At 74.5% G+C, this 1346-nt stretch carries 1 protein-coding gene and 1 pseudogene; both read right to left on the bottom strand.

Annotated features, from left to right (window positions below):
• Positions 1-176, bottom strand: a pseudogene (locus AB0M20_RS43860) (glucose-6-phosphate isomerase); the annotation flags it as partial.
• A gap of 126 nt (positions 177-302) precedes the next feature.
• On the bottom strand, positions 303-1346 hold a 1044-nt coding region (locus tag AB0M20_RS43855), incomplete at its 5' end, for an amidohydrolase family protein (RefSeq protein WP_364307453.1).

Below are 1346 nucleotides of genomic sequence, written 5' to 3'. Positions count from 1 at the left end.
TCGTCGGTGACCAGGTTCTTGCTGTAGTCGACGTAGAGGTCGGCGACCTGGGCGGCGAGCCGCTCCCCGCGCCGGGGATCGCTCTCGAACAGGTCTCGCAGGTGCACCGCGGAGAACTTCTCCGCATGCCCTTGAACGGCCTGCCACTCGGCGCTGTCGGAAACGTGATCGGTCATGCTGCTCGCCACTCCCGCGACTCGAACCCGGACTCTCGAGCCCATCGTGGCACGAATACCTCCGGCCCGCCGGAGGTTGGGCCCCCGGTCGGACCCGACGCTGCCCCGACGCTGCCCCGACGCTGCTCAGTGCACCCGGACACCGGCCCGGAACACGGCGCTCACGGCGGTCAGCGCGGTCAGGTCGGTCATCGGGTCGCCCGCGACGGCCAGCAGGTCGGCGTCGAACCCCGGCGCGATGCGGCCCTTGCGGTCGCCGAGCCCGCACGCCCGCGCGGCCAGGGAGGTCACCGACCGCAGCGCCTCGGCCGGCGGGTCGCAGAGGTGGGCCGTGAACAGCGCCGGACCGTACGGCAGGGCGTCGAACGGCTTCACCGGCCCGATGCCGGCGTCGCTGTTGCACACCAGCGGGATGCCGGCCGCCCGCAGCTCGCGGAAGATCGCCACCAGCAGCGGCATCATCTTGCGGATGCGCGGCGGCGGCAGGACGCCGGGCTGGGGCTTGACCGCGACGGTCAGGCCGACCGGGATGCCGGCGCCGGCGATCGCCCGGATGACGGCCCGGTCGGACTCGGCGCCGTCGGCCGTCATGAACGTGCCGTGTTCGATCATGTCCACGCCGGCGGCGACCGCGTCGGCGATCCCGGTCGCGCCGTGGGCGTGCGCGGTCACCGGCAGATTGTGCCGGTGCGCCTCGTCCACCGCGGCCCGCAGCTCGCCGGCGCCGAACTGCGCGACGTGCGACGCCGAGCCGGGGGTCAGCTCGCCGCCGGTGGCCATCACCTTGATCACGTCGACGCCGCGGTCGGCGTGCTCCCGCACCGCGCGGCGCACGTCCGTGGCGCCGCCGCCGAGGAACCAGCAGTGCCCGTTCTCGGTCGTCACCGGAGGGCCCGCGGCCAGCAGCTGCGGCCCGCGGGCCGGATCGCCGGCCAGCTCGTCGCGCAGCCGGAGCGAGAGGTAGTCGCGATCGCCGAGGTCGCGAATCGTGGTGATGCCCGCCGACAGGGCGAGCCGGGCGTTCGCGCGCATCAGCGCGAGCACCTCTTCGTCGTCCGCGCCCGCCAGGTGCCCGACCGGGTCGGGGCTCGCGTCGAACACGAGGTGGACGTGCGAGTCGACGAGGCCGGGCAGTAGCGTCGCCGCGCCCAGGTCGACGAGCTCGGCGGC

It is taken from the genome of Actinoplanes sp. NPDC051633 (genome assembly GCF_040681735.1).
In the GTDB taxonomy this organism is placed as follows: Bacteria; Actinomycetota; Actinomycetes; order Mycobacteriales; family Micromonosporaceae; genus Actinoplanes.
This window is presented reverse-complemented; position numbering and strand designations above follow the sequence as displayed.